At 57.6% G+C, this 24,832-nt stretch carries 22 protein-coding genes; 13 read left to right on the top strand and 9 right to left on the bottom strand.

What is annotated here, in order from left to right:
• Positions 1-6: 6 nt before the first annotated feature.
• The 3 genes from QFI97_RS14185 to pntA form a co-directional block, all read right to left on the bottom strand.
• Complete coding sequence (locus tag QFI97_RS14185) at positions 7-195, bottom strand: YdiH family protein (protein ID WP_041145794.1); 189 nt, start codon at positions 193-195, stop codon at positions 7-9.
• Positions 196-358: 163 nt separating this feature from the next.
• On the bottom strand, positions 359-1,747 hold the full coding sequence (gene pntB, locus QFI97_RS14180; protein WP_095103180.1) for a Re/Si-specific NAD(P)(+) transhydrogenase subunit beta: 1,389 nt from the start codon (positions 1,745-1,747) through the stop codon (positions 359-361).
• A 10-nt stretch (positions 1,748-1,757) separates the two neighbouring features.
• Positions 1,758-3,287, bottom strand: coding sequence for a Re/Si-specific NAD(P)(+) transhydrogenase subunit alpha (gene pntA, locus QFI97_RS14175; RefSeq protein WP_095103178.1), 1,530 nt, complete (start codon positions 3,285-3,287; stop codon positions 1,758-1,760).
• A gap of 520 nt (positions 3,288-3,807) precedes the next feature.
• Between pntA and ydgH the strand changes: the two genes are divergently transcribed.
• From ydgH to folM, 3 genes are all read left to right on the top strand, one after another.
• Positions 3,808-4,758, top strand: coding sequence for a DUF1471 family protein YdgH (gene ydgH, locus QFI97_RS14170; protein WP_095103176.1), 951 nt, complete (start codon positions 3,808-3,810; stop codon positions 4,756-4,758).
• A 178-nt stretch (positions 4,759-4,936) separates the two neighbouring features.
• On the top strand, positions 4,937-6,319 hold the full coding sequence (locus tag QFI97_RS14165) for an amino acid permease (protein ID WP_346431409.1): 1,383 nt from the start codon (positions 4,937-4,939) through the stop codon (positions 6,317-6,319).
• Between the two features lie 36 nt (positions 6,320-6,355).
• Positions 6,356-7,081 carry a dihydromonapterin reductase gene (gene folM / locus QFI97_RS14160; protein ID WP_095103172.1) on the top strand — a complete coding sequence of 242 codons (726 nt, stop codon included), beginning with the start codon at positions 6,356-6,358 and terminating at the stop codon, positions 7,079-7,081.
• On the opposite strand, the gene QFI97_RS14155 is transcribed toward folM, so the two are convergent.
• Complete coding sequence (locus QFI97_RS14155; RefSeq protein WP_045858494.1) at positions 7,078-7,413, bottom strand: GlpM family protein; 336 nt, start codon at positions 7,411-7,413, stop codon at positions 7,078-7,080. The two genes, folM and QFI97_RS14155, sit on opposite strands and share 4 nt — an antisense overlap.
• Positions 7,414-7,540: 127 nt before the next feature.
• Here QFI97_RS14155 and rstA point away from each other — a divergent pair, with 127 nt between their 5' ends.
• The 3 genes from rstA to tus all read left to right on the top strand — a co-directional run bounded on the left by rstA (position 7,541) and on the right by tus (position 10,579).
• The gene (gene rstA, locus QFI97_RS14150) at positions 7,541-8,257 is read left to right on the top strand and encodes a two-component system response regulator RstA (RefSeq protein WP_095103170.1); all 717 of its coding nucleotides are present in this window, start codon (positions 7,541-7,543) and stop codon (positions 8,255-8,257) included.
• A gap of 15 nt (positions 8,258-8,272) precedes the next feature.
• Complete coding sequence (gene rstB, locus QFI97_RS14145; RefSeq protein ID WP_095103168.1) at positions 8,273-9,574, top strand: two-component system sensor histidine kinase RstB; 1,302 nt, start codon at positions 8,273-8,275, stop codon at positions 9,572-9,574.
• Positions 9,575-9,646: 72 nt separating this feature from the next.
• Positions 9,647-10,579 carry a DNA replication terminus site-binding protein gene (tus, locus tag QFI97_RS14140; RefSeq protein ID WP_346431408.1) on the top strand — a complete coding sequence of 311 codons (933 nt, stop codon included), beginning with the start codon at positions 9,647-9,649 and terminating at the stop codon, positions 10,577-10,579.
• On the opposite strand, the gene fumC is transcribed toward tus, so the two are convergent.
• Together fumC and fumA are read right to left on the bottom strand one after the other, a co-directional pair.
• On the bottom strand, positions 10,569-11,969 hold the full coding sequence (gene fumC, locus QFI97_RS14135) for a class II fumarate hydratase (RefSeq protein WP_095103164.1): 1,401 nt from the start codon (positions 11,967-11,969) through the stop codon (positions 10,569-10,571). The genes tus and fumC overlap by 11 nt on opposite strands.
• Positions 11,970-12,173: 204 nt before the next feature.
• A complete protein-coding gene (fumA, locus tag QFI97_RS14130) occupies positions 12,174-13,820 on the bottom strand; it encodes a class I fumarate hydratase FumA (protein WP_346431407.1) in 1,647 nt (548 codons plus the stop codon).
• Positions 13,821-14,016: 196 nt separating this feature from the next.
• Between fumA and manA the strand changes: the two genes are divergently transcribed.
• The gene (manA, locus tag QFI97_RS14125; protein WP_346431406.1) at positions 14,017-15,195 is read left to right on the top strand and encodes a mannose-6-phosphate isomerase; all 1,179 of its coding nucleotides are present in this window, start codon (positions 14,017-14,019) and stop codon (positions 15,193-15,195) included.
• A gap of 98 nt (positions 15,196-15,293) precedes the next feature.
• Positions 15,294-16,838 carry a YdgA family protein gene (locus tag QFI97_RS14120; RefSeq protein ID WP_331850193.1) on the top strand — a complete coding sequence of 515 codons (1,545 nt, stop codon included), beginning with the start codon at positions 15,294-15,296 and terminating at the stop codon, positions 16,836-16,838.
• A gap of 26 nt (positions 16,839-16,864) precedes the next feature.
• Here QFI97_RS14120 and QFI97_RS14115 read toward each other — a convergent pair whose 3' ends face one another.
• The gene (locus tag QFI97_RS14115) at positions 16,865-17,893 is read right to left on the bottom strand and encodes a Mal regulon transcriptional regulator MalI (protein WP_331834322.1); all 1,029 of its coding nucleotides are present in this window, start codon (positions 17,891-17,893) and stop codon (positions 16,865-16,867) included.
• A gap of 172 nt (positions 17,894-18,065) precedes the next feature.
• Between QFI97_RS14115 and malX the strand changes: the two genes are divergently transcribed.
• Positions 18,066-19,658: a maltose/glucose-specific PTS transporter subunit IIBC gene (gene malX / locus QFI97_RS14110; RefSeq protein ID WP_095103154.1), complete on the top strand. Its 1,593-nt coding sequence runs from the start codon at positions 18,066-18,068 to the stop codon at positions 19,656-19,658.
• 49 nt (positions 19,659-19,707) lie between these two features.
• Positions 19,708-20,880 (top strand): MalY/PatB family protein, encoded by a 1,173-nt coding sequence (locus QFI97_RS14105; protein ID WP_095103152.1) that lies wholly within the window; start codon positions 19,708-19,710, stop codon positions 20,878-20,880.
• Positions 20,881-20,919: 39 nt separating this feature from the next.
• On the opposite strand, the gene QFI97_RS14100 is transcribed toward QFI97_RS14105, so the two are convergent.
• Together QFI97_RS14100 and QFI97_RS14095 are read right to left on the bottom strand one after the other, a co-directional pair.
• Positions 20,920-21,279 carry a TonB family protein gene (locus QFI97_RS14100; protein ID WP_346431405.1) on the bottom strand — a complete coding sequence of 120 codons (360 nt, stop codon included), beginning with the start codon at positions 21,277-21,279 and terminating at the stop codon, positions 20,920-20,922.
• Positions 21,280-21,363: 84 nt separating this feature from the next.
• Positions 21,364-22,392: a CorA family divalent cation transporter gene (locus QFI97_RS14095; RefSeq protein WP_095103148.1), complete on the bottom strand. Its 1,029-nt coding sequence runs from the start codon at positions 22,390-22,392 to the stop codon at positions 21,364-21,366.
• Positions 22,393-22,656: 264 nt separating this feature from the next.
• Between QFI97_RS14095 and yedE the strand changes: the two genes are divergently transcribed.
• The 3 genes from yedE to QFI97_RS14080 all read left to right on the top strand — a co-directional run bounded on the left by yedE (position 22,657) and on the right by QFI97_RS14080 (position 24,826).
• Positions 22,657-23,868, top strand: a complete 1,212-nt coding sequence (gene yedE, locus QFI97_RS14090; RefSeq protein ID WP_346431404.1) for a selenium metabolism membrane protein YedE/FdhT — start codon at positions 22,657-22,659, stop codon at positions 23,866-23,868.
• Positions 23,865-24,098 (top strand): sulfurtransferase-like selenium metabolism protein YedF, encoded by a 234-nt coding sequence (yedF, locus tag QFI97_RS14085; RefSeq protein WP_041145813.1) that lies wholly within the window; start codon positions 23,865-23,867, stop codon positions 24,096-24,098. The genes yedE and yedF overlap by 4 nt, the downstream gene beginning before the upstream one ends.
• Positions 24,099-24,379: 281 nt before the next feature.
• A complete protein-coding gene (locus QFI97_RS14080; protein ID WP_346431403.1) occupies positions 24,380-24,826 on the top strand; it encodes a GNAT family N-acetyltransferase in 447 nt (148 codons plus the stop codon).
• The last annotated feature ends 6 nt before the right edge of the window (positions 24,827-24,832 follow it).

The following is a 24,832-nucleotide window of genomic DNA, read 5'->3' as shown; positions in this document are numbered from 1 at the left end:
TGGCTTTTAATGGATACCCAAACGCCAGGCGTGATCGATCTCTTCTTTCAGTTCGATAGAGGAGAGCGACATTAAATCGGCAAATTCCAGCTCGAGAAGTTTAAATTTTTTCAGGTACTGCGCGGGGGTTAAAGCGGTAGGGTCGCGACGCAGAAATTCGATGGCCATTTGCGCGGGGGTTAATTCGGTATCCATAATATCCTCAGTGTGATGAAAAAACGTTTTTAGTATAGCACTCCAGGGCGATTAATTTATGAGCGATTCATGGGCTGGCGCTATATATAAAAAAGCCGTCTCAACGGAGACGGCTTCAGAAGCAAACGTTGTATAGCGACTCTCGTCTGCTCTCTTCAGGGCATCACAGCGCTTTCAGAATCGCATCCACGCTGGCTTTGGCATCGCCAAACAGCATATGGGTGTTCTCTTTGAAGAACAGCGGGTTCTGTACGCCGGCGTAGCCGGTGTTCATCGAGCGTTTGAAGACCACCACGTTCTGCGCTTTCCAGACCTCCAGCACCGGCATACCGGCGATAGGGCTTTTCGGATCGTCCTGCGCGGCCGGGTTCACGGTATCGTTAGCGCCGATAACCAGTACGGTGTCGGTATCGGTGAAGTCATCGTTGATTTCATCCATTTCGAGCACCACGTCGTAGGGAACCTTGGCTTCCGCCAGCAGCACGTTCATATGCCCAGGCAGACGACCGGCAACCGGGTGAATACCAAAGCGCACCTTGATACCACGGGCGCGCAGACGCTCGGTGATTTCCGCAACCGGATACTGAGCCTGCGCTACCGCCATGCCGTAGCCCGGGGTAATGATCACCGAGTGCGAGTTTTTCAGCATTTCAGCCGTATCTTCTGCGCTAATTTCACGGTGCTCGCCAACTTCATCATCGCTGCCGGAAGAGGAACCATCGGTACCAAATCCGCCGGCAATGACGCTGAAGAAGGAGCGGTTCATGGCCTTACACATGATGTAGGACAGAATCGCACCGGAAGAGCCTACCAGCGCGCCGGTTACGATCAGCAGATCGTTGCTCAGCATAAAGCCCGCCGCCGCCGCCGCCCAGCCTGAATAGGAGTTCAGCATTGATACCACCACCGGCATGTCCGCGCCGCCGATGGAGGCAACCAGGTGCCAGCCAAACGCCAGAGCGATAACGGTCATCACCAGCAGCGCCAGCACCTGCGTCGCGGTGCTATCGGTGCGAACAAAGGCAATCAGCAGCACAAAAGAGACGACCAGCGCGGCAAGGTTCAGCTTGTGACGGTTCGGCAGCATCAGCGGTTTAGAGGACATCTTGCCGCACAGCTTGCCAAAGGCCACGATGGAGCCGGTAAAGGTCACCGCACCGATGAAGATGCCGAGGAACACTTCGGTCAGATGAATATTGACCAGGATCTGCTCCATACCGGTTTCATGCTGCAGGTAGCTGTTAAAGCCCACCAGCACCGCCGCAAGGCCGACGAAGCTGTGCAGAACCGCCACCAGCTCCGGCATTTCGGTCATTTCGACTTTCTTCGCCAGACGGATACCGATAGCGCCGCCGATAACCATCGCCAGCAGGATCCACGCGACGTTGCTGCTGTCCGGACCCAAAATGGTCGCGATCAGCGCAATCGCCATCCCGGCAACGCCGAAGTAGTTGCCCTGCTGCGATGACTCATGTTTGGAAAGCCCTGCCAGGCTAAAAATAAAGAGGATCGCGGCAACAATGTATGCAGCTGTAACTAATCCACCAGACATTTGTTACCCCTTATCCTTTGCGGAACATTTTCAGCATGCGCTGAGTGACGGTGAAACCACCAAAAATATTAATGCTGGCGATCAGCACCGCGATAAAGCTCAGCACGCTGACCCAGCCGCCGTGGCCTATCTGCAGCAGCGCCCCGACAACGATAATCCCCGAGATGGCGTTAGTTACCGACATCAGCGGCGTATGCAGCGCATGGGACACGTTCCACACCACGTAATATCCGACCACGCAGGAGAGCGCAAAGACCGTAAAGTGACCGAGGAACTCCTTCGGCGCGACGCTTGCCAGCCAGCCAAAGAGAATAATCGCCAGCGCCATCAGCGCGTATTTGCGCCACGGCGAAACCGGTTTTTTCGCTTCAACAGGGGCTTCCACCTTCTTCGCGGCAGCCTGCGGCTGGGCGGATACCTGAATCGGCGGTGCCGGCCAGGTCACTTCCCCATCGCGGACAACCGTTACGCCGCGTACCACGACGTCGTCGAAATCGATGGCAATGTTGCCATCTTTCTCTTTGCACAGCAGCTTGATCAGGTTGACCAGGTTGGTGCCGTAAAGCTGGGATGACTGGGTCGGCAGGCGACCCGGCAGATCGGTATAGCCGATAATTCTCACCCCGTTGGCGGTCGTTACCACTTCGCCAGGCACGGTGTATTCACAGTTGCCGCCGTTCTGCGAGGCCAGATCAACCACCACGCTGCCTGAGGTCATCGAGTCAACCATTTCGCGGGTAATCAGCTTCGGCGCAGGTTTGCCGGGGATCAGCGCCGTGGTGACGATAATGTCGACCTCTTTCGCCTGCGCGGCAAACAGCGCCATTTCGGCTTTAATAAAGGCTTCGGACATCACTTTGGCATAGCCGTCGCCGCTGCCCGCCTCTTCTTTAAAGTCCAGCTCAAGGAACTCGGCGCCCATGCTCTGCACCTGCTCTTTGACCTCAGGGCGAGTGTCGAACGCGCGGACAATCGCCCCCAGGCTGTTGGCGGCGCCAATCGCGGCCAGACCGGCAACGCCGGCGCCAATCACCATCACCTTGGCCGGCGGCACTTTACCCGCGGCGGTGATCTGCCCGGTGAAGAAGCGGCCAAATTCGTGAGCGGCCTCAACGATGGCGCGATAGCCGGCAATGTTGGCCATCGAGCTTAAGGCATCCAGCGACTGGGCGCGCGAAATACGCGGCACCGAATCCATCGCCATGACGGTCACATTGCGGGCAGAAAGTTTTGCCAGCAGCTCCGGATTCTGCGCCGGCCAGATAAAGCTCACCAGCGTGGTGCCTGGATTCAGTAACGCAATTTCATTATCGTCAGGCGCATTCACCTTGAGAATAACAGGCGACTGCCAGACTTCGGCGCCGTCCACAACCTCAGCGCCTGCCTGAGCAAACGCCTCGTCATCGAAACTTGCCAGCTGGCCCGCGCCGCTTTCAACTGCGACGGTAAACCCCAGTTTGAGCAGCTGCTCCACCGTTTTCGGCGTGGCCGCTACGCGGGTTTCATTGGCTAACCGTTCTTTTGGTACCCCGATACGCATAGTTTTCCCTTTCATCGGTTTTTGATGATGGTTTTCTCTTCTTACAGCCGACTATCCGCCGGCAAAACCCGCCGGCTCAGATATTCGACTGAAAAAATGAAACAGTAACAAACTTTTTATAACCTACTGAAAATCCCGATTGTGATCTACTGCGATAAAACAGAATTTTTGATTTTATTGGTAAAACGCGCGCCAAACTGCGTCAGGCAGCAATATTTACCTTAAATTTATAAGCGAGCCTGATAATTCGCTTAGCTTATCCACTAATACGCAATTAATCGCCAGCCAGAACATGGCATTAACATTACATTAACTTATTAAAGCGATATCGATTATCGATTTTGCTGGTCAAGAGGCTGTTTTTTCAACATATCGCAAAATGTTATATTATTGTGACGCGCGTTTCGGGCGGTTAGCAAAAATTGACGCAGACAGTCACTCCTTTTAAATGCAATAATCGAGCGTTTTCAGTCAACAACAATACCAGTACATGGTTTGCGCAAGGCAAAGGACTATTTTTATGAAGCTTAAGAACTCACTCCTGGCGTCTGCTCTCCTGGCTACGACCGCGCTGTCTGCCCATGCAGCGACCGAGCTGACACCGGAGCAGGCGGCGGCGCTGAAGCCCTACGATCGCGTGGTCATCACCGGCCGCTTTACTGCGATTGGCGATGCTGTTAAAGCGGTCTCCCGCAAAGCCGACAAAGACGGCGCGGCCTCCTTTTATGTTGTCGACACCTCAGACTATGGCAACAGCGGTAACTGGCGCGTAACGGCAGATTTTTATAAAGACAACGCCCCGCAGGCAGATGCTCCAAAAAATCGAATGATTAATGGAGTCATGGAGCTGCCGAAAGACCAGGCCGTTGAGCTGGAACCGTTTGACACCGTTACCGTGCAGGGTTTCTACCGCAGCCAGCCTGAAGTGAACGATGCCATCACCAAAGCGGCAAAAGCGAAAGGCGCGGCCTCTTTCTTTATCGTTCGTCAGGTTGATGCTAACCAGGGCGGCAACCAGCGCATCACCGCTTATGTTTATAAGGCCGATGCCAAAAAACGCGTTCTGCAAAGTCCGGACGCAATTCCTGCCGATTCTCAAGCCGGGCGCGCAGCGCTGGCTGAAGGCGGCGCGGCGGCCAAAAACGTTGAAATCCCCGGCGTGGCGACCACCGCAGCCGTCGGCTCCGGTACCGGCGTAGGCCGCTTCTTCGAAACGCAGTCCTCTAAGGGTGGGCGTTACACCGTCACGCTTCCTGACGGCACCAAAGTCGAAGAAGTGAACAAAATCACCGCGGCGCAGATGGCCCCGTTCGATAGCATTAAGTTCACCGGTAACTACGGCAATATGACCGAAATTTCTTACCAGGTGGCCAAACGTGCGGCGAAGAAAGGCGCGAAGTATTACCACATCACCCGTCAGTGGCAGGAACGCGGCGGTAACATAACTATCAGCGCTGACCTGTATAAATAACGGGACTTCAGCTGAACAAAAAGGCGGCGCTTTGCCGCCTTTTTGCTTTTTTTCATCCGCCGCCATTGCATGCGCACAAGACACTCCGTAAAATCCCGCGCCTTAGCGTAATCGTCCATTTTATGCGATTTCGCCAAATAAATATTCTTTACTTCACGGTTGTCACTTCGGGAATGCAATGGAAAAGAGACTGGGCCTGAGCGCCCTGACCGCCCTGGTCCTCAGCTCAATGCTGGGCGCAGGCGTATTCAGTTTGCCGCAAAATATGGCCGCCGTGGCCAGCCCGTCCGCCCTGCTGATCGGCTGGGCCATTACCGGCGTCGGCATCTTATTCCTCGCCTTCGCCATGCTCCTGCTGACCCGCATTCGCGCCGACCTCGACGGCGGTATCTTTACCTACGCGCGCGAAGGATTCGGCGAGCTGGTGGGCTTTTGCTCCGCCTGGGGCTACTGGCTTTGCGCGGTTATCGCCAACGTCTCCTATCTGGTTATCGTGTTTGCGGCGCTGAGCTTCTTCACCGACGCGCCCGGCTCGGTTATTTTTGGCAACGGCAATACCTGGCAGGCAATCGTCGGGGCATCGATTCTGCTGTGGGTCGTTCATTTCTTAGTGCTGCGCGGCGTGCAGACGGCGGCCGGCATCAACCTGGTCGCGACGATGGCCAAGCTAATACCGCTCGGCGCGTTTATCGTTCTCGCCGCGATGGCCTTCCGTTTAGAGACCTTCACTCTCGATTTCAGCGGCCTGGCGCTCGGCGTGCCGGTGTGGGAGCAGGTGAAAAATACCATGCTGATTACCCTGTGGGTGTTTATCGGCGTAGAGGGCGCGGTGGTAGTGTCGGCGCGAGCGCGGAACAAGCAGGACGTTGGCCGCGCGACGCTGCTGGCCGTACTTTCGGCGCTGGCGGTTTATCTTCTGGTCACGCTGCTCTCGCTGGGCGTTGTCGCGCGTCCGGAGCTCGCGGAAATGCGTAATCCGTCGATGGCCGGGCTGATGGTCAGAATGATGGGGTCCTGGGGCGAGGTGGCGATCGCCGCCGGACTGATCGTTTCCGTCTGCGGCGCCTATCTAAGCTGGACCATCATGGCTGCAGAAGTTCCCTGGCTGGCCGCCACCCACAAAGCGTTTCCGCGCCTGTTTGCCCGGCAAAATCGCCACAATGCGCCGTCGGCTTCGCTGTGGCTGACCAATATTAGCGTCCAGGTCTCGCTGGTGCTGATTTGGCTGACCGGTTCGGATTACGGTACGCTGCTCACCATCGCCTCCGAGATGATCCTCGTTCCCTATCTGCTCGTCGGCGCCTTCCTGCTGAAAATTGCCGTACGCCCGCTGCATAAGGCCGTAGGCGTCGGGGCCTGCGCTTATGGCTTATGGTTATTATATGCGTCGGGCCCTGTGCATTTATTGCTGTCAGTGATACTTTACGCTCCGGGTCTTCTGGTTTTCCTGTACGCCCGCCGTACGCACCAGCACGATCGCATGCTTAAACGCCGTGAATTAGCCTTAATTGGTTTATTGCTGGTTGCCGCTGTACCGGCAACGTGGATGCTGGTGGGGTAAGCGGTTGCCCTGCCGCGGAACTCAAAGGAGATACCCATGGCTGAACTACAGCCCCGCCCGGTCCTTATAACAGGAGGAGGCCGCCGAATCGGCCTCGCTCTGGCACACCATTTTCTTCAGCGGCAGCAGTCCGTTATCGTCAGCTATCGTACCCACTATCCGGCTATTGACGCGCTGCGCGCGGCAGGCGCCGTTTGTCTGGAGGCGGATTTTAGCACCGACGATGGGATTTTAACCTTCGCCGAGGCGGTGAAATCCCACGCCGGCCAAGGCCTGCGCGCCGTTATCCACAATGCCAGCGGCTGGATGGCGGAAAAGCCGGGGACGCCTCTCAGCACGGTGCTCGCCAGCATGATGCAAATTCACGTCAATGCGCCCTATCTGCTCAATCACGCGCTGGAAGCGCTGCTGCGCGGCCACGGTCACGCGGGCAGCGATATTATTCATATTACGGACTACGTGGTTGAGCGCGGCAGCGATAAGCACATCGCCTATGCCGCCAGTAAAGCGGCGTTGGATAATATGACCCGCTCCTTTGCCCGCAAGCTGGCGCCGGAAATAAAGGTCAACGCCATCGCCCCGTCGCTCATTATGTTTAATGACGGCGACGACGCCGAGTATCGCCTGCAGGCGCTGGATAAATCGCTGATGAAAATAGCGGCGGGCGAAACGGAAATCATCGAATTACTCGACTATTTGTTTAGCAGCCATTTTGTTACCGGCCGCTCCTTCGCCGTCGACGGCGGCCGCCACCTGCGCTAGTGGAACCGGCTCCAGCCGAGGATCAGCAGCCAGGCACACAGGCTCCAGCAAACAACGGCGCCCGCCAGCGCGTACGGCAGGCGCATCGTTGCGGTGAAGTACCACAGCGACAGCAGGTAGATAAAATAGGGAATGATTGACCACATCCCAAATACGATAGTCGTACGCAGGGCTTCAATACCGCGCTCGCTGGCGACAATATAGTGAGCGATCAGGGCGAATGTCGGAAATAGCGGAATGAGCCCGGCAATATAATAATTTTTGGTTTTGGAAAGTACGCCAATCAGTACAACCACCAGCGCCCCGAGCAGCGCTTTAATCAACAGCCCCATGCCTTTTGCCTTAACATTTAAACAACAAGTTACGCCAGCATAGCGGAAGAACATTTGTTTATAAAAGAGTAATGGCAGGCAATTTGCTGGCGGTGTATGTTTAACCTTTTACATATACATATAAAATATGAATAAGATCGTGTTTGTTGAGGATGATCCGGAAGTTGGCGCACTGATTGCCGCCTATCTGGGTAAGCATGATATGGACGTGGTGGTTGAACCACGCGGTGACCGGGCGGAAGAGGTTATTGCCCGGGAAAAACCCGATCTGGTGTTATTAGATATCATGCTGCCGGGCAAGGACGGAATGACGATTTGCCGCGACCTGCGCGGGCAGTGGCAGGGTCCGATCGTGCTGCTGACCTCCCTTGACAGCGATATGAACCATATTTTGTCGCTGGAGATGGGGGCGAGTGATTACATCCTCAAAACCACCCCGCCCGCCGTGCTGCTGGCGCGGCTGCGCCTGCATTTGCGCCAGCACGTTGCCGTTCCGCTCACCCCGGCGCCCGCCTCGCTGACGCCACATAAAACCATCGCCTTTGGCTCACTCTCCATCGATCCGGTGAACCGCCAGGTGCTGCTCGCCGGCGACAGCGTCGCGCTCTCTACGGCGGATTTCGAACTGCTGTGGGAGCTTGCGACCCATGCGGGACAAATTATGGATCGCGATGCGCTGCTGAAAAACCTGCGCGGCGTCAGCTACGATGGTATGGACCGCAGCGTCGATGTGGCCATTTCACGCCTGCGTAAAAAGCTTCTCGATAGCGCAACGGAACCCTACCGTATCAAAACGGTACGCAACAAAGGCTATCTGTTTGCTCCCCATGCCTGGGACAATTAATTAACGGGTCCGGCTATGAAAAAGCTGTTTGTGCAGTTTTACCTCCTGCTGTTCGTCTGTTTTCTGGTCATGACCATGCTGGTCGGTCTGGTGTATAAATTTACCGCCGAGCGCGCGGGCCGCCAGTCGCTGGACGATCTGATGAAAAGCTCGCTGTACCTGATGCGCAGCGAATTGCGGGAAATTCCGCCGCGTGACTGGAGCAAAACGCTCAAAGAGCTGGATCTCAACCTGTCGTTTGATCTGCATATTGAACCGCTGAGCAAATTCAAGCTGGCGGAGAGTTCGATGCAGCATCTGCGCGCCGGCGATATCGTCGCCCTGGACGATCAATACACCTTTATTCAGCGCATTCCGCGCAGCCACTACGTGTTGTCGGTAGGCCCGGTCCCTTATCTCTATTTTTTGCATGAGATGCGCCTGCTGGACGTCGCGCTGATGGCCTTTATCGCCATTTCGCTGGCGTTCCCGGTCTTCGTCTGGATGCGCCCGCACTGGCAGGATATGCTGCGCCTTGAGACCGCCGCCCAGCGTTTCGGCGAGGGACATTTTAGCGAGCGCATTCATTTCGATAGCATGTCCAGCTTTGAGCGGCTCGGCGTGGCCTTTAACCAGATGGCCGATAATATCAACGCTCTGATCGCCAGTAAAAAGCAGCTGATCGACGGGATTGCGCACGAGCTGCGCACGCCGCTGGTGCGCCTGCGCTACCGCCTTGAGATGAGTGAAAATCTGACCACCGCGGAATCACAGGCCTTAAACCGCGATATCGGACAGCTGGAAGCCCTTATCGAAGAGCTTTTAACCTACGCCCGCCTTGACCGGCCGCAAAATGAGCTGAGCCTGACCACCCCTGACTTCCCGGCCTGGATTAAGGCCCACGTGGAAGACGTTCAGATGGTTAACCCGCAGCGCGAGGTGACGCTTCACGAGGTGGTCGCCGGCGACTACGGCGCGCTGGATATGCGCCTGATGGAGCGCGTGCTCGACAATCTGGTCAATAACGCGCTTCGCTACAGTAATCAGCAGATTCAGGTGAGCCTGACGCTCGCGGGATCGCGGGCGACTCTCCAGGTCAATGACGACGGCCCGGGCATCGACCCTGCCGAGCGCGAACGGGTGTTTGAGCCGTTTGTCCGGCTTGACCCTAGCCGCGATCGGGCGACCGGCGGCTGTGGGCTCGGCCTGGCTATCGTCCACAGCATCGCCCAGGCGATGTCCGGCGAGGTGAGCTGCCGCACCAGTCCGCTGGGGGGCGCCAGCTTCAGCTTTAGCTGGCCGATTTACCACCAGCTGCCGAATTTTACCTCTGGCTGACCCCCTTGCGCAGGCGCTGCGGCCTGCGTATAGTTAAAAATCGATTAGTATGTTGTAACTAAGGTGGCGCAGATGGCAAATTACGACCTCGTTGAACGACTCAATGGCACCTTTCGCCAGCTTGAGCGGGAGCTGCAGGAGCTGAAGCTGGCGCTAAGCTGCTGTCGCCTGCTTGCCGCGCGGGTATTTGAGCTACCGGCGGTGAGCAAAGATGCCGAACACGACCCACTTGAGACGATTCAGGTCGTGCAGCATATCGGTAAAACGGCGCTGGAGATGGCCCTCAGGCACTACGGCCATCTGTTTATCCAGCAGCAATCGGAAAGCCGCAGCAGCAAGGCGGCGGTGCGCCTTCCCGGGACGATCTGCCTGCAAACCAGCGCCGAGGAGCAGGCCGACCTGCGGCAAAAAATCGCCAGCATCAACGCGCTAAAGGCCACCTTCGAAAAAATCATTACCGTCGACTCCGCCCTCCCCGCCGCGGCCCGCTTTGAGTGGGTGCATCGTCATCTGCCGGGATTAATCACCCTTAGCGCCTACCGCACGCTGACGCCGCTGTTCGATCCCAGCAGCATCCGCTTTGGCTGGGCCAATAAGCACGTGATTAAGAATTTAACCCGCGATGAGGTGCTAATGCAGCTGGAAAAAAGCCTGCAGTCGCCGCGCGCGGTGCCGCCGTGGACGCGCGAGCAGTGGCAGAGCAAGCTGGAGCGGGAGTATCAGGATATTGCCGCCCTGCCGCAGCGGGCGAAGCTGAAGATTAAGCGACCGGTCAAAGTCCAGCCTATCGCCCGCGTCTGGTACGCCGGCGAGCAAAAACAGGTGCAGTACGCCTGCCCTGGGCCACTCATTACGCTGATATCCGGCACTCAGGGGGTCAGCGTGCCGGATATTGGCGAGTTACTGAATTACGATGCCGACAATGTCCAGTATCGCTATAAACCCCAGGCGCAGTCGCTCAGATTACTGATCCCGCGCCTGCACCTGTGGCTGGCTAGCGAGTAGCCATGCTGCCGACCATCTCTTCCGGGCGCACCCAGCTGTCGAACTCGGCCTCCGTCAGGTAGCCGAGCGCCAGCGCCGAGGCTTTCAGCGTCAGCCCCTCTTTATGCGCTTTTTTGGCAATTTCCGCCGCTTTGTCATAGCCGATATGGGTATTCAGCGCCGTCACCAGCATCAGAGACTCGTTGAGCAGCTGGTTGATTCGTTCCCGATTAGGCTCGATCCCGACCGCGCAGTGTTCGTTGAAACTCTCCATGCCGTCGGCCAGCAGCCGCACCGACTGCAGGAAGTTATGGATCACCATCGGGCGATAGACGTTGAGCTCGAAGTTACCGGAAGCACCGCCGATATTCAGCGCCACGTCGTTACCCATCACCTGACAGCACAGCATGGTCAGCGCTTCGCACTGCGTCGGGTTGACCTTGCCCGGCATGATCGATGAACCCGGCTCATTCTCGGGAATCGCAATTTCGCCGATACCGCAGCGCGGGCCCGAGGCCAGCCAGCGCACGTCGTTAGCAATCTTCATCAGCGACGCCGCCAGCCCCTTCAGAGCGCCGTGGGCATGGACCAGCGCGTCGCAGGTCGCCAGCGCCTCAAACTTGTTCGGCGCGGTAACAAACGGCTGGCCGCTACTCTCCGCCAGCTCTGCCGCGACCCGCACCGCGTATTCGGGGTGGGTGTTCAGTCCGGTTCCCACCGCCGTACCGCCCAGCGCCAGCTCGCTCAGATGCGGCAGGCTCAGCTCAAGGTGGCGGAGGTTATGTTCGAGCATGGCGACCCAGCCGGAGAACTCCTGCCCCAGGGTCAGCGGCGTGGCGTCCTGCAGGTGCGTGCGGCCGATTTTAACGATATCGCTGAACGCGGCGGATTTGTCGCTAAGCGTTTTTTTCAGCACCTTAAGCTGGGGAATGAGCGTCTCCCGCAGCGCGATAATGGCCGCCACGTGCATCGCCGTCGGGAAGACGTCATTGGAGCTTTGGCTCTTGTTGACGTCATCGTTCGGATGCACCTTGCGCTCCATGCCCCGCACGCCGCCCAGCAGCTCGCTGGCCCGGTTTGCCAGCACCTCATTCATATTCATATTGCTTTGGGTACCGGAGCCGGTTTGCCAGATAGCCAGCGGAAATTCTGCGCTATGCTTTCCCGCCAGCACTTCATCGGCGGCCTCGACGATAGCCTGCGCTTTTTCGCCGGCCAGCAGGCCTAAATCCTGATTCACCTTCGCCGCCGCGCGCTTGGTCAACGCCAGGGCGTAGATAAGTTCGCCCGGCATTTTTTCCGTTGAGATACGGAAATGCTCCAGCGAACGCTGGGTTTGCGCGCCCCATAGCCTGTCGGCAGGAACCTCAATCGCGCCCATAGAGTCTTTTTCACTGCGATGCGTTGTCATTACTGTCTCCTTGAATAAAAAGTACGTAATTTCGACAAAGCCCACTGGCTTAAAAGCGTTAAGTATTGGTCAGATTTATAATTAGTTTTAGTCGTTCGTGCCGCTAAGCGACACAAATAACCGCCCCGCAGAGCGCAGCGGCGGCGTGTTAAAAATACCTGCCGGTGGATTCGCCGGCAGGCGCTCACCCGACGATCGGGGCGATTATTTCACGCAGCTCGCGCACTGCGAGGTCTGGATCTGCTGGAAGAAGTCGTTGCCTTTATCATCCACCAGAATAAACGCCGGGAAGTCTTCCACCTCGATTTTCCAGATAGCCTCCATTCCCAGCTCCGGATAAGCCACGCACTCAAGGCTCTTAATACTCTGCTGCGCCAGCACCGCCGCCGGCCCGCCGATGCTGCCGAGATAGAAGCCGCCGTGCTTGTGGCAGGCGTCGGTCACCTGCTGGCTGCGGTTGCCTTTCGCCAGCATCACCATGCTCGCGCCGTGCGACTGCAGCTGATCGACGTAGGAATCCATGCGCCCGGCGGTAGTCGGCCCCAGCGAACCGGAAGCGTAGCCGTCCGGCGTTTTGGCCGGACCCGCGTAGTAGATCGGGTGATCTTTGACGTACTGCGGCAGCGCCTCGCCGTTATCCAGCAGCTCCTTGAGCTTCGCGTGGGCGATATCGCGGGCGACGATAATCGTGCCGCTCAGCGACAGGCGCGTTGACACCGGATACTGCGACAGCAGCGCCCGAATCTCGCTCATCGGCTGGTTGAGGTTAACCTTCACCGCCTCCCCTTCGCCCGCCTGGCGCAGCGCCTGCGGAATATATTTGCCCGGATTGCTTTCCAGCTTCTCCAGCCAGATCCCGTGGCGGTTGATTTTCGCCTTGATGTTGCGGTCGGCGGAGCAGGAAACCCCCATCCCAACCGGGCAGGAGGCGCCGTGGCGCGGCAGGCGCACAACGCGGATGTCGTGGGCAAAGTACTTGCCGCCAAACTGCGCGCCGAGGCCGAGATCCTGCGCGGCCAGCAGCAGCTCCTGCTCCAGCTGCACGTCGCGGAACGCCTGGCCGTGCTCATTGCCTTCGGTTGGCAGACCGTCGTAATAGTGGGTGGAAGCCAGCTTAACGGTCTTCAGCGTCGACTCCGCAGAGGTCCCGCCGATGACAAAAGCAATGTGGTACGGCGGGCAGGCGGCGGTACCGAGGGTACGCATCTTCTCGACGAGGTAGTCCTTCAGCTTCGCCGGGGTAATCAGCGCCTTGGTCTCCTGATAGAGATAGGTTTTGTTGGCCGAACCGCCGCCCTTGGCGATGCAGAGGAATTTATACTCGTCGCCGTCGGTGGCGTAGAGGTCAATCTGCGCCGGCAGGTTAGTGCCGGTGTTAACCTCTTTATACATATCCAGCGCGGCGTTCTGCGAATAGCGCAGGTTGTCCTGAATATAGGTATTGTAAACGCCCTGCGACAGCGCCGCTTCGTCGCCGCCGCCGGTCCACACCCGCTGGCCCTTTTTACCCGTAATAATGGCGGTGCCGGTGTCCTGGCAGGTCGGCAGAATGCCCTTGGCGGCGATATCGGAGTTACGCAGGAACTGCAGGGCGACGTATTTGTCGTTTTCGCTGGCTTCCGGGTCGCTGAGGATATCGGCCACCTGCTGCTGATGCGCCGGGCGCAGCATAAAGGAGGCGTCGTGGAAGGCGTGCTGGGCCAGCAGGGTTAGCGCCTGGGGTTCAACTTTAAGGACTTCCTGACCGGCGAATTCGCTAACGGAGACGTAGTCACTGCTGAGGAGATAATACTCGGTGTCATCCTTTTTGAGGGGAAAAGGATCCTGATAAACAAACGGTTTATTCGACATTGTGCTCTCACTTACTGCTTGGCTGATTATATTTCAGGCAGACACTCCATTTGCCTGTAGAAAAGCGAGTCGATCGATTTTACACAATTTTTTAACAAAAACTGAGACAAGGTCGACTTTTTCTTTCAGCAGTTGCTTCTCAGGCGTTTACTGGTTTAATAGAGCGATGACTATCAAGTGGAAACAGGGATTGAGAATGCAGAAGCTCATTAACTCAGTACAGAACTATGCCTGGGGAAGTCACACCGCATTAACCGAACTTTATGGGATCGCTAACCCCAACAATCTGCCGATGGCAGAGCTGTGGATGGGCGCGCACCCGAAAAGTAGCTCACAGATCCCCGATGCCAGCGGCACCCCGCGCTCTTTGCGCGAGATTATCGATGGCGACAAAGCCCGCCTGCTCGGCAGCAAAGTGGCCGAACGCTTCGGCGAGCTGCCGTTCCTGTTCAAAGTGCTGTGCGCCGACCAGCCGCTGTCTATTCAGGTGCATCCGAATAAGCAGGCCTCTGAAATCGGCTTTGCCAAAGAGAATGCCGCCGGGATCCCACTTGATGCCGCAGAGCGCAACTACAAGGATCCAAACCACAAGCCGGAGCTGGTATTTGCCCTGACGCCGTTCCTCGCCATGAACGCCTTCCGCGAGTTTGCGGAAATCGTCACGCTCCTGCAGCCGGTTGCCGACGCCCACTCGGCCATCGGCGACTTCCTCAGCAGCCCGGATGCTGAACGTTTAAGCCAGCTGTTTGCCAGCCTGCTGAATATGCAGGGCGATGAAAAATCTCACGCGTTGAGCGTACTGCAGTCAGCGCTCGACGCCGAGCAGGGCGAACCCTGGCAGACGATTCGCCTGATCGCCGAATTCTATCCGGACGATAGCGGCCTGTTCTCTCCCCTGCTGCTCAACGTGGTGAAGCTGAACCCCGGCGATGCCATGTTCCTGTTTGCTGAAACTCCGCACGCCTACCTGCAGGGCGTCGCCCTGGAAGTGATGGCCAACTCTGATAACGTGCTGCGCGCCGGCCTGACGCCGAAATACATCGATATTCCGGAGCTGGTCGCCAACGTTAAGTTCGTAGCCAAACCGGCAGCCGAGCTGTTGACGCAGCCGGAGCAGCACGGCGCCGAGCTGGACTTCCCGATCCCGGTGGATGACTTTGCCTTCTCCCTGCACGCGCTGTCGGCGCAAGAGTCCACCATCGCCCAGCAGAGCGCCGCGATTGTTTTCTGCGTCGAAGGCGAAGCGGTAATTCGCAAAGACGAGCAGCGCCTGACCCTGAAGCCCGGCGAGTCGGCGTTTATTGCCTGCGACGAATCGCCGGTACAGGTGAGCGGCACCGGCCGCCTGGCGCGCGTCTTCAATAAGCTCCAGTAAGTTACTGAACTTTTTAGCCGCTCTTGCTAGACTTTCACCCATCATGACAGCATCGCCAGGCGTCTTATTGCGCCTGGTTTTATTTATGGACAAATACTATGAAGAAATCGCTGGTCGCAGCAGGAATTATCGTGGCCCTGGGCGTGGTCTGGACCGGAGGCTCCTGGTATACGGGCAAGCAGCTGGAAAACCGGATCGCCGAGGTGGTTCAGCAGGCCAATGCTCAGCTACAAAACAGCGCCCCGGAAGCCGGGCTTGAGCTGGGCTGGCAGAACTATCAGCGCGGTCTGTTCAGCAGCCACCTGCAGCTGGTTGTGAAGCCGGCCGCGGGTAAAGAGAGCAGCTGGCTCGCTGCCGGGCAGCCCCTGGTTTTTGACGAAGTCGTCAGCCACGGGCCGTTTCCGCTGGCGGCGCTGAAAAGCGGCCAGTTTGGCCCATCGATGGCGTCGGTCAAAACAACGCTGGTCAATAATGAAGCCAGCAAGGCGCTGTTTGATATCGCTAAGGGCAGCACGCCGTTTACCATCGATACCCTGATCGCCTATAGCGGCGACAGCCGGTCGGCTATCGACCTGAAGCCCCTGGATTACAGTAAAGGCGACGAAAAAGTCACCTTTAGCGGCGGCCAGTTCCAGCTGAATGCCGATCGCGACGGCAAGGCCATTGCGCTGACCGGCGAAGCGGGCAGCGGCCAGATCAACGCGGTCAACGAGTACAACCAGAAAGTGCAGCTGAACTTCAGCAATCTGAAAACCGACGGCACGACCGAGATGACCAGCTTTAACGAGCGCATCGGCAAGCAAAAAGTTTCGCTGGAGAAACTGTCGATTGGCGTAGAAGGCAAAGAGCTGGCCCTGCTGGAAGGGATGAACATCGACGGGAAATCTACGCTGACGGAAGATGGCAAAGGCATCAACAGCCAGCTCGATTACACCGTTAACAGCCTGAAGCTGCAAAACAAGGATCTGGGTAGCGGCAGGCTGACCGTGAAGCTGGATAATCTCGACGGCCAGGCGTGGCACCAGTTCAGCCAGCAGTACAATAGCGAAGCGCAGGCGCTGATGGCGAAGCCGGAGCTGACCCAGAATCCGGAGCTTTACCAGCAGGCGATGACCGAGACCTTCTTTAAGGCGCTGCCGGTGCTGCTGAAAGGCAACCCGTCGCTGACCATCGCCCCGCTGAGCTGGCGCAATGCGAAGGGCGAAAGTACCTTTAATCTGTCAATTTTGCTGAAAGATTCGACCGTGGTGACCGCTCCGGCGCAAACCCTGGCTGACGAGATTGACCGCAGCGTGAAGTCTCTTGATGGCAAGCTGGTCGTTCCGCTAGACATGGCGACCGAATTTATGACGCAGATTGCGGGTCTGGAAGGCTATCAGCCGGCTGACGCGGCGAAGCTGGCGGACCAGCAGGTCAAAGGCCTGGCGGCAATGGGGCAGATGTTCCGCATCACCGCCATGGAAAATAACGCCATCACCTCCAGCCTGCAGTATGCCGACGGCCAGGTGACCCTGAACGGGCAGAAAATGCCCCTGGATGAGTTCGCCGGTATGTTCGGCCTGTCGGTTCCCGCGGCGCCGGAGCCCGCCCCGCAGAGCGCGGAGCCGGAAGAGCTGGTCCCGCCGGTCACACCTCAGCAGTAAGATGCGAAATAGCCCTCTTCGGAGGGCTATTTTCTGGTCACCAGCCGCGGCGGCATGATTTGGTTGCGCGCTGATTCCGGCCCCTTTTCAAGACGACGCAAAATGCACCCGGCCAGGCTTTTGCCCATCTCTCTCGCCGGCGTGGTCACCCAGGTTAAGGGCACGTCATCCAGCGCGGCCTCCGGCACTTCGGCAAACGCCGCCAGCGCCACCCGCTGCTCAAAATAGCTTTCAACGCTGTCTTCACCGCTCTGGCGCCCTGCCCGCATCAGGCCAAACCACGCGCCGGTGGCAATGACGCTGTTGTAGCACAGCACCGCGGTGATGGTCGGATTTTGCCGCAGCAGCGAGGCCATCGCCTCCGCCGCCAGCTTCTGGCTCGATTCGCACTCCAGCACCCATTCGCTGTGAAACGGCAGACCATACTTCAGCAGCGTCGCGCAGTAGCCGCCCACCCGCTCGGCGCGGGTTAAGGACGAGCTTTGCCCGCCCAGCCAGGCGATACGCTGATGTCCGCGGCGGATCAGATGCTCGGTGATCATCTGCGCGGCCTGCATATTATCCGGGCGGATTAAATCAATATCCTCGAGGTAGCTGGCCCGGGAGGCAAACACCAGCGGCATCCCGACCTCCGCCGCCCGGTCGCGCAGCTCGCCGCCCCGATCGATAGCGCCGGCGATAATCACCCCATCGACCCCCTGTGAAACCAGAGTTTCAAAACGCTGGAGCATTTTTTCGCCCCGATGTCCCCCTTGAGTGAGGAAGACCATCTTACCTTCGGATTCGAGGGCATCCGTCAGCCCGGCGGTTAGCTCCGCGTAGAAAGGCTTCGAGAGGTCGCTGACGATCAGGCCTATTACGTCGCTCTGCCCGCCGCGCAGCGATGCCGCCTGGCGGTTGCGGACAAAACCCAGATGCTCGATGGCCTGATTGACGCGTTCGCCGGTGGCTGACGAGATGCGTCCTTTGCCGCTCAGCACCAGCGAAACCGTGCTGACCGAGACGCCCGCAGCCTGGGCAACGTCGTTGATGGTGATTTTTCTTGCGATAGCCATGCCTGCAACCGACTCCCTGTGGCTGTCGATAAAACGTTTTATCAATGAGTGACCTTTATAAACGTTATTATCGCTTGGTTATGTGATTTTTATCGCACTAAAAAGTGGTAAAACGTTTTATCTTTCCGTGACGTTACATCCTACCAATAACCTAAGCAGCAGGATTCGTGTTATGACGGCGAAAACAACTCCAAAAATTACGTTGTGGGAATTTTTCCAGCAGTTAGGGAAAACCTTTATGTTACCCGTGGCCCTGCTCTCATTCTGCGGGATCATGCTGGGGATCGGCAGTTCCTTAAGTAGCCATGATGTCCTCACCCTGCAGCCGTGGCTGAATACCCCGCTGCTGCAGGCCGTGTTCGTGTGGATGAGCAAGATCGGCTCTTTCGCCTTCAGCTTCCTGCCGGTGATGTTCTGTATTGCCATTCCTCTTGGTCTGGCCCGCGAAAATAAAGGCGTCGCCGCCTTTGCCGGTTTTGTCGGCTATGCGGTGATGAATCTCGCGGTCAACTTCTGGCTGACGGCGAAAGGCATTCTGCCGACCACCGACGCGGCCATCCTTAAAGCCAACAATATCCAGAACGTTATCGGCATTCAGTCGATCGATACCGGGATCCTCGGCGCGGTCATCGCCGGGATTATTATCTGGATGCTGCATGAGCGTTTTCATAACATCCGCCTGCCGGATGCGCTCGCCTTCTTCGGCGGCACCCGCTTTGTGCCAATTGCGACTACCGTGGTTATGGGGCTGGTCGGCCTCGCAATCCCGCTGGTCTGGCCGATCTTTGCGATGGGTATCAACGCGCTGGGCAGCGTCATTAACAGCGCGGGCAACTTCGGCCCGATGATTTTCGGCACCGGCGAGCGCCTGCTGCTGCCCTTCGGCCTGCAGCATATTCTGGTGGCGCTGATCCGCTTTACCGAAGCGGGCGGTACCATGGACGTTTGCGGCCACAGCGTCAGCGGCGCGCTGACCATCTTCCAGGCGCAGCTCAGCTGTCCGGAAACCCACGGTTTCTCAGAAAGCGCCACCCGCTTCCTCTCCCAGGGCAAAATGCCGGCGTTCCTCGGCGGCCTGCCGGGCGCGGCGCTGGCCATGTACCACTGCGCCCGCCCGGAAAATCGTCACAAAATTAAGGGCCTGCTGATCTCCGGCGTGATCGCCTGCGTCATTGGCGGCACTACGGAGCCGCTGGAATTCCTGTTCCTGTTCGTCGCCCCGGCGCTGTACCTCATCCACGCGCTGCTGACCGGCCTCGGGTTCACCATCATGGCGGTGCTCGGGGTGACCATCGGCAATACCGACGGCAACGTCATTGATTTCGTGGTCTTTGGCATCCTGCACGGTCTCTCTACGAAGTGGTATCTGGTTCCGGTCGTCGCCGCCATCTGGTTCGCGGTGTACTACGGCATCTTCCGCTTCGCCATCACCCGCTTTAACCTCAAAACGCCGGGCCGCGATAGCGAAAATAGCGCCGCGTTTGAGAAAGCCACGGCCGGTAGCGTCGGGAAGTCCGGCTATAATGTGCCGGCGATCCTTGCCGCGCTGGGCGGCGCAGAAAACATCACCTCGCTGGATAACTGCATTACCCGCCTGCGTCTGTCGGTAAGCGACATGAGCAAAGTCGACGCCGCCGCGCTGAAGGCCAACCGCGCCATTGGCGTCGTTCAGCTCAACCAGCATAATCTGCAGGTGGTCATTGGGCCGCAGGTGCAGTCGGTGAAGGATGAGATGAGCGTGCTGATGAATACCGTCCAGGCATAAACGCCGCGCCCCCTCCCGCCCGGAGGGGGTTCAGATAAAGGGAGTTCCGATGTTTGATTTCTCAACGCCCGTCGATCGCCACGGTACCTGGTGTACGCAGTGGGATTACGTCGCCGACCGCTTCGGCACCGCCGAGCTGCTGCCCTTCACCATCTCCGACATGGATTTTGCCGCCGCGCCCTGCATTCTTGATGCCATCAGCCAGCGTCTGGCCCACGGCGTGCTGGGCTACAGCCGCTGGAAAAACGATGAGTTTCTCGGCGCCGTTAGCCACTGGTTCTCCAGTCGATTTCAGAGCCCCATCGATCGCGATACTATCGTCTACGGGCCATCGGTGATTTACATGGTGGCGGAAACCATTCGCCAGTGGTCCGATGCGGGCGACGGCGTCGTGGTACATACCCCGGCCTACGATGCTTTCTATAAGACCATTGCCGGCAACCAGCGGCGGCTGGTTCCGGTTCCGCTCGTCGTTCGCGATAGCCAGTGGCGCAGCGATATGGCTCAGCTGGAGCGGGCGCTGGCCGAGCCGCGCAATAAAATCCTGCTGCTCTGCAGCCCGCATAATCCGACCGGAAAGGTCTGGAGCCGCGATGAGCTGGCAACGATGGCCCGGCTGTGCGAAAAGCACGGCGTCAAGGTTATCAGCGATGAGATTCATATGGATATGGCGTGGGAAAACCACCGACATACGCCGTGGTGCGACGTCGCCCGCAGTCCGTGGGCGCTGTTCACCTCCGCGTCGAAAAGCTTCAATATTCCGGCGCTAACCGGCGCCTATGGCCTGATTGACGACGCAGCCGCCCGCGATGGCTACCTCAGCGCGCTGAAATCACGGGATGGCCTCTCCTCACCCAGCGTACCGGCGCTGGTTGCCCATATTGCCGCCTATCGCGAAGGCGCCGGCTGGCTGGACGCCCTGCGGGACTATCTGCAGGAAAACCTGCGCTATATCGCCCGGGAGCTGAATCAGGCTTTCCCGCAGCTGAACTGGCGTCCGCCGGAAGCGACCTATCTTGCGTGGATTGACCTGCGGGCGCTCAAGGTTGACGATAGCGCCCTGCAGCACGCGTTAATCCACGAGCAAAAGATTGCCATCATGCCGGGCTCGACCTACGGCGAAGAAGGCGCGGGGTTTGTGCGCCTCAACGCCGGGTGTCCGCGGGTGAAGCTTGAGAGAGGGGTTCAGGGGCTGATTGCCGCCCTGCGTTCGCTGACGTAGGACTTCCGGGGCCGCTGCGTAACGCTCATCCACGCGCTTTCACTGGCCGGGCGGGTTGAGCTGCGCGAGGCGGAAGTTAAAGCGCATCTCCAGATCCTTGTAGGGTTTATTCTTCTCGAACTCCCACTGCGCCATCGCCCGCACCACCTCCTCATCAAACAGATAGCGGGGCTGCGAGTCCACAATCCGCAGCTCCGCAACTTTGCCCTGCGCGTTGACATCATAGGCAACCCGGACGTAGCCCGTCAGATGGTTGGCGCGAGCCACGATCGGATAGGCAGGCTGGCTCCTTTTCAGCGGCTTCGGCTGCGGTAACGGTTTTTTTACGCCGTCGGAGGCGCAGCCCGACAGCAGCAACAGCAGCAGGCCCGGAGCAAGCATTGCGCTTAGTCTCGTCATCCCATAACTCCTTATTGATAATTCCTCTCAATAAGGTAGCGCAAGCTGGCGCCGCGGTCTTCTACCGAAAATCATAGCTGGCGCCTAAAGATCGTCCCGCCGCCGAAAGGCCAGATAGCCGGCGCCGATCGTAAAGACGCCGACAATGAGCACCAGTAAAATGAAGCCATGATGGTTGGTCGACAGCGGGATCCCGCCGACGTTCATGCCGAAGAAACCGGCCACAATGTTAATCGGCAGCGCCAGGACGGTAATCACCGTCAGGGTATACAGCGTGCGGTTGCTTTGCTCCATTTGCCTGGCGCTAATCTCTTCCTGGAGCAGGCTAATACGCTCAATCAGGCCGGACAAATCATTCAGCACCACCGTAAACTCCTCCGTGAACTGGCGAAACTCCTGAACTACCGCGCGGTCGATCCATGCCGGGGGCCGATTCAGCAGACGGAACATCGCCGCCGGTTCCGGCGCCAGCAGGCGCTGAAAGCGCAGCAGCATGCGCCGCAGGCGCGCCAGATCGGCACGGTTGCGCTGAACGTGGTTACTTAACAGGCGCTCCTCAATAGCATCGACGTGGCGGCTTGCCTGCCTGACGACCTGTTCCAGCACCTCTTCCTGCTCTTCCAGCAAAAAGGCCAGCAGCTCGGTAGAGGAGTTCACCTTTAGCGTTGCCAGCCGCGGCAGCATCCATTCAATAAAGCGCAGCGGTTTATAGCGCGCCGTCACCACCAGCTTCTGGCTGCAATACAGCCACAGCGTTGATGTTTCAGAGGTGGTCTCTTTGGGGTTAAACAGCACATCGTTGAGGACGGCAAACAGGTTATCGCCCTGACGTTCGATGCGCGTAGTGTGGGAACCATCGCGAATTTCCTCAAAGAAGAAGTCGTCGACGGGAAAATGCGCCATCAGCCATTTTTCGGCAGTGGCATGATTCAGGTTGAGATGCAGCCAGACGAAATCATTTCCTCCGACCAGCTCATGATATTGGGCGCAGACCTCATTCGAGGATATTTGCCGCGGCGCATTGCCTTCGCGGAACAGATAGCCATAAACCAACCCGGACACTTCCATATCAAAATCGGGCTTTAACATTTTTAACGTAACGTCTTGACTCATATATCCCTCAGGATCTCATTGAGCAGTATTCAGGCCCGAACGCGGTCATCTTTCGCTATTTTATCCACCTTGGCAAGGTTAATGATTTGTTCATAAAACAGTAACCTGGCTGACATATTTGCTTTATCAACCAGGCGCTAATTCCGCGCAGGAAAAATATTCCTTTTGATCCCGTCGAGCGTTTTGTCATGCCGGTCAGCGTATTATTCCCTCCTCTTAAACCCCGCCAGGGGTGATTTACCTTCTGAGTTCAGAGGCAGCTCTATGACATGGCAACAATTTAAACAAACCTACCTGATTAAATTCTGGGCTCCCGCCCCGGCGGTTATTGCCGCAGGTATTCTTTCTACTTACTACTTTGGTATTACCGGCACCTTTTGGGCCGTTACCGGCGAATTTACCCGCTGGGGCGGGCAATTACTGCAGCTTGCCGGCGTACATAGCGAGCAGTGGGGCTACTATAAGCTCATTCACCTCGACGGGACGCCGTTAACCCGCATTGATGGAATGATGATTATTGGCATGTTTGGCGGCTGTTTTGCCGCCGCGCTCTGGGCTAATAACGTTAAGCTGCGTATGCCGCGTAGCCGAATCCGCATTATCCAGGCCGTCGCTGGCGGTATTATTGCCGGATTCGGCGCCCGCCTGGCGATGGGCTGTAACCTGGCGGCATTTTTCACCGGGATCCCACAGTTCTCGCTGCACGCCTGGTTTTTCGCCATCGCCACCGCGATTGGGACCTGGTTTGGCGCCCGCTTTACCCTGCTGCCGATTTTTCGTATCGCGGTGAAGATGCAGAAAGTCTCCGCGGCCTCGCCGTTAACCCAAAAACCTCAGCAGGCACGGCGCCGTTTTCGCCTCGGGATGCTGGTCTTTTTCGCCATGATTGCCTGGGGACTGCTGACCGCGGTCGACCGGCCGAAGCTGGGCCTGGCCATGCTGTTTGGCGTCGGTTTCGGTCTGCTGATCGAACGGGCGCAGATCTGCTTTACCTCGGCGTTTCGCGATATGTGGATAACCGGCCGGACCTATATGGCCAAAGCCATTATTTTCGGTATGGCCGCCAGCGCAATAGGCATCTTTAGCTACGTGCAGCTCGGGATGGAGCCGAAAATTATGTGGGCCGGCCCTAATGCGGTCATCGGCGGTCTGCTGTTCGGTTTTGGGATTGTTCTCGCCGGAGGCTGTGAAACCGGCTGGATGTATCGCGCCGTTGAAGGCCAGGTTCACTACTGGTGGGTCGGCCTGGGCAACGTTATCGGCTCAACCATTCTGGCCTACTTCTGGGACGACCTGTCGCCGGCGCTGGCCACAAGCTGGGATAAGGTCAATCTGCTGAGCACCTTCGGTCCTTTCGGCGGCCTGCTGGTAACCTATCTCCTGCTGTTTATCGCCCTGATGCTGGTCATTGCCTGGGAGAAACGCTTTTTCCGTCAAAAATCCGCTGCCCTTGCCGGCGCTAAGGAAACCGCATGAAAACTATCGTTCCTGATTATCGCCTCGATATGGTCGGCGAGCCCTGCCCCTATCCTGCCGTCGCGACGCTTGAAGCGATGCCGTCGTTAAAGAAAGGGGAAATTCTCGAAGTGGTCAGCGATTGCCCGCAGTCGATCAACAACATTCCGCACGATGCAAAAAACTACGGCTATACCGTTCTGGATATTCAGCAGGACGGGCCCACAATCCGCTACCTGATTCAGAAATAGATCAGCCAAAAGGCCGGCTGGCGCCCCGCCGTCGGCCGGCAGATCGGCCAGAAAATTAGCAACGTCGAACAATAAGCGGCTATTTTTTGGCTACGATATGACTTCGATCGTTATTCCCCCGCATTATTTCCGCCCCTCAGGCAATTCGCACGGCGGGCGGACGTAAATAAGACGCCACGCGCGCGGCAACCTCGACGTACAGCGGCCTGAAGGCGTTCCTCAGGTATTTACCCGAAGCCTGGTTGTAATACAATTATCTTACTTTTAGTGTGAGGTACGTAATGAACATATTTCAAGCTCAGCCCCAGGACGTCGATAAAATTTTGCCGCTGTATCTAGGCTATCGTCATTTTTATCAGGTTGAGGCGCAGCCGGCTCAGGCCCGTGACTTTATTCTCAAACGTTTAGAGCTTAATGAATCGGTTATCTTTTTCGCGGAAATTGACGGCCAGCCCGTCGGCTTCGCGCAGCTCTATCCCCTGTTCTGCTCATTAGAAATGAAAAGGATCTGGCTGCTTTACGATCTCTTCGTCGATGCCAAATCGCGTAAACATGGCGTCGCGCAGAAGCTGATTGAGCGCGCCGAGCAGCTGGCTGCGGAAACAGATTCCGCATTTATCATGCTCAGCACCGCGACCGACAACGTCCCGGCGCAGGCGCTGTACGAGCGCAACGGCTTTGTGCGAGATAGGGACTTTTTTGTCTACAATAAAATGCTGAACAAATAGGCGATA

Origin of the sequence: Klebsiella scottii (genome assembly GCF_036561945.1) — a bacterium.
GTDB lineage: Bacteria > Pseudomonadota > Gammaproteobacteria > Enterobacterales > Enterobacteriaceae > Klebsiella > Klebsiella scottii.
Note: the sequence above shows the minus strand (reverse complement) of the source record. Positions and strands in the feature narration are given on the sequence as shown.